The sequence below is a fragment of the Nguyenibacter vanlangensis genome, from assembly GCF_013376155.1.
Taxonomy (GTDB): Bacteria; Pseudomonadota; Alphaproteobacteria; order Acetobacterales; family Acetobacteraceae; genus Gluconacetobacter; species Gluconacetobacter vanlangensis.
Genome location: NZ_JABXXP010000277.1, coordinates 1 through 3,675, shown reverse-complemented (window position 1 = coordinate 3,675; position 3,675 = coordinate 1). Strand labels below are relative to the sequence as shown.

2 protein-coding genes and 1 pseudogene are annotated in these 3,675 nt (G+C 67.9%); all 3 read left to right on the top strand.

Features of this window, described 5'->3' with window-relative positions; translation table 11 throughout:
* A pseudogene (locus HUK84_RS23240) lies at positions 1 to 108 on the top strand (thiamine phosphate synthase); the annotation flags it as partial.
* Between the two features lie 270 nt (positions 109 to 378).
* Positions 379 to 3,012 (top strand): cation:proton antiporter domain-containing protein, encoded by a 2,634-nt coding sequence (locus HUK84_RS12315; RefSeq protein WP_176640555.1) that lies wholly within the window; start codon positions 379 to 381, stop codon positions 3,010 to 3,012.
* A gap of 114 nt (positions 3,013 to 3,126) precedes the next feature.
* Positions 3,127 to 3,582 (top strand): (2Fe-2S)-binding protein, encoded by a 456-nt coding sequence (locus HUK84_RS12310; protein WP_176640554.1) that lies wholly within the window; start codon positions 3,127 to 3,129, stop codon positions 3,580 to 3,582.
* The last annotated feature ends 93 nt before the right edge of the window (positions 3,583 to 3,675 follow it).

Sequence of the window (3,675 nt, the reverse complement as noted above, 5' to 3'; positions counted from 1 at the left end):
CTGGCCGCCGGCGCCGATTGCGTGTCGGCCGTGTCCGATTTCATCGCCCATCCGGACCCCGAGGGACAGGTCCGCGCGTGGCTGGCCGTGACCCGCGCCGCCGCCTGACAGGGGGCGGGCGGCATTCGGCCTTGTGTTTCAAGGGTGCAGCATAACGTGACCGGTGCGTGGCGTTGCCCCTCGGGCCGGTTCTGTGCTTTTTCGGACAGGACCGTGTGACCAACGCGCCGCGTCCGGCGGTGGCGCCGGCTTTTCCCGGCTCTGGACCGGCCCCGACCCTCGGCGGCGGGTTCCAGGCGGGTGCCCGCGGCCATCGGATGGTCATACTCGTCGGCAAGAATAATGTGGTCAGTCCATGCGACGATCGGGAGGCGATGAATGGCGGTGACGGGACTGGCGGCAGTACTGCTCGCGATCGCCCTGCTGCTGGTGGTCGTCAGTGCCGTACAGCCGCTTGCCCGCCGGCTGGAACTGTCCGAAACCGTGCTGCTGGCCGTTGCCGGCATCGTGCTGGGCGGCACGGCCGATCTGGTCCTGCGCAGCTCCCACACCGACCTGTTCAACGGCGCCGCGGAAACGCTGCTCTATTTCCCGCTGAACAGCGAAGCCTTCATGCTGATCTTTCTGCCCGCCCTGGTGTTTCAGGGGGCCCTGGCGATCGATGTCCGGCGCCTGGCGCATGAAACGGCGACGGTCCTGCTGCTGGCGGTGGTGGCGGTGGTCGTCTCGACCGCCACCATCGGGCTGGCGCTGTTTCCCTTCGCCGGCCTGCCGCTGGCGGTCTGCCTGCTGCTGGGATCGATCGTGGCCACCACCGACCCGTCCGCAGTGGCCGGCATCTTCCGCGAAATCGGCACCGCCAGCCGCCTGACCCGCCTGGTCGAGGGCGAGGCCCTGCTGAACGACGCGGCGGCGATTGCAATCTTCTCGATCCTGCTCGCGGCGGTGACGTCGCATCACCCCATTGCCCCCGGCGGCGCGGCGCTGGAATTCCTGGTCTCGTTCAGCGGCGCCATCGTCATGGGCATGCTGTTCGGCCGGCTGACCCTGATGCTGATCACCATGATCGGGCCCGCGCCGGCCGCCGAGATCACCCTGACCGTGGCGCTGCCCTATATCGTCTATATCCTGTGCGACGAATTCCTGGGCTTTTCCGGCGTGGTCGCGACCGCCGCCGCGGGCCTGACCCTGTCGGTTTACGGCCCGTCCACCATCCGGCCCCAGACCTGGCGCTTCCTGAACGAATTGTGGCAGCAACTGGTGTTCTGGGCCGGCTCGCTGGTCTTCGTGCTGGCCTCGATGCTGGTGCCCCGATTGCTGGTCGGCATGACGCGGTGGGACTGCGTACTGATCCTGATCGCCACCGGGGCGGGTCTGCTGGCGCGGGGCGCGGTGGTGTTCGGATTGCTGCCGGTACTCGCGGCCACGCGCCTGTCCCCGCCTGTGCCGGCTCCCTTCAAGGTCACGATGGTCTGGGGCGGCCTGCGCGGCGCCATCACCCTGGCCCTGGCCCTGGCGGTGACCGAAAACGAGCATGTCTCGACGCCGGTCGCCCATTTCATCGGCATCATCGCCACCGGGTTCGTGCTGATCACCCTGTTCGTCAACGGCACGACCCTGCGCTACCTGGTCCTGTTCCTGAAGCTGGACCAGCTCTCGCCGATCGATCAGGCCCTGCGCCACCAGGTCCTGGGCATCGGCCTGGGCGAGGTGCGCGACCGCACCCGCGAAATGGCGGACGAGCTCGGTTTCTCCCGCGCGGTCGTCAACCGGACCGTCGGCGCGCTGGACAAGCGCGTGGCCGAGGAAGAGCAGGCCAACACATTCGACACCGCGCTGGGCGACCGCCAGCGCGTGACCCTGGCCCTGATCGTGATCGCCAACCGCGAGCGCTCGATCCTGCTGGACCTGTTCCGCATCCAGGGGCTGTCGCGCCCGGTGATGGAAACGCTGCTGCGCTCCGCCGAGGCCATGGTCGACGGCGCGCGGCTGGAAGGGCGCTTCGGCTATGTCCGCGCGTTGCGGCGCCGGGTGCGCCCGTCCCTGCGTTTTCGGCTGGCCCAGGCGATCCACCATCGTTTCCATTTCGACCAGCCGCTGATGTCCTGCATGACCGAGCGGTTCGAAATGCTGATGATCGCCTATTTCGTCTCGCTTTCGCTGATCCGCTTCATGCGGACCCGCATGGAGCCGACGCTGGGCAGCCGCATCGGCGAAATCGTCGCCGAGGTCCTGGAGCGGCAACGCAAATTGCTGAACGAGGCGTTGCAGACCCTGCGGCTGCACTATCACGGCTATTCCGAGGCGCTGGAAGGCCGCCTGTTGCAGCAGGTCGCGCTGCGCCTGGAAAGCGAGGAATATGATTCGCTGATGGACGAGTCCCTCATCAGCGAGGAACTGCACCGCGAGCTGCACCGCGACGTCGAACGCAGGCGCGGGCAGCTCGACGCGCCGCTGACCTTCAACATCAAGGCGGGGATCGAGGTCCGGCTGCGCGAACTGCCGGTGTTTCGCGGCGTGCCCGACGCCGCGCTGCACGACCTGGCCAGGCAGGTCTCGGTCCATTTCACCACGCCGGGCCAGCGCCTGTACAAGCGCGGGCGGAAGGTGCGGACCGTTTATTTCATCAGTGCCGGCCTGGCCGAAACCCACTACGCCGAACATGACGTGCGCTACGGCGCCGGCGACGTGGTCGGCGCGGCGGCGGCCCTGGCCGACGCACCTGCGCGGGCCATCAGCCGGTCGCTGCAATTCGGCCATTTCCTGACGATGAGCGCGCGCCGCTTCCGCCGCCTGGTCGCCGAATATCCGGTGATTCGCGCCAATCTCGACGAACTGGCCAGGGCGCGGGAAAAATCCGACCGGTCCGAGGTCCGGCTGCTGCCCGAGAACAGCGGCGCGCTGCAGTTTCCGTCGGACGACGCGATCACGCTGGCGACCGCCCCACTCTCCGATTCCCTGCCCGATACGCTGGGCACGCCCGAAGACAGGCATTCCACCGACGCGATCTAAGACGCGCGCCGTGACAACGCGGGTTCCATTCCCCGGCAATCTATTGTTATCAATGTCATGAGGTCGAGCCCGGCGATCCCTGCCACGGCCGGATTCCATACAGCCGGAGGATGCATGCTGACACTGCAGGTTAACGGCGCGTCACATCAGGTGGACGTCCCCGACGACATGCCGCTGCTGTGGGTGCTGCGCGACGTTCTGGGCATGATGGGGACCAAGTTCGGCTGCGGGATCGGCGAATGCGGCGCCTGCACCGTCCATGTCGACGGCAAGGCGGTGCGCTCGTGTTCGCTGCCCGTGTCCCTGGTCGGGCCGCGGCCCGTCACCACCATCGAGGGCCTGGAAGGCGACACGCTCGCCGGCGGCGTGCAGCAGGCCTGGCTGGATATCGACGTGGTGCAATGCGGCTATTGCCAGACCGGGCAGATCATGGCGGCGGTGGCGCTGCTGAAGGCGAATCCGCACCCGACCGACGACGACATCGACCAGGCGATGTCGGGCAATATCTGCCGCTGCGGCACCTATCGCCGCATTCGCGCGGCCATCCGCAACGCGGCCGGAGCAGTCTGATGGATCAGGTCATGCTGTCGCGCCGCCAGGCATTGGGTGGGGCACTGGGTGGGGCAGGCGGGCTGCTGCTGGCGGCGATGCTGCCGCGCCGGG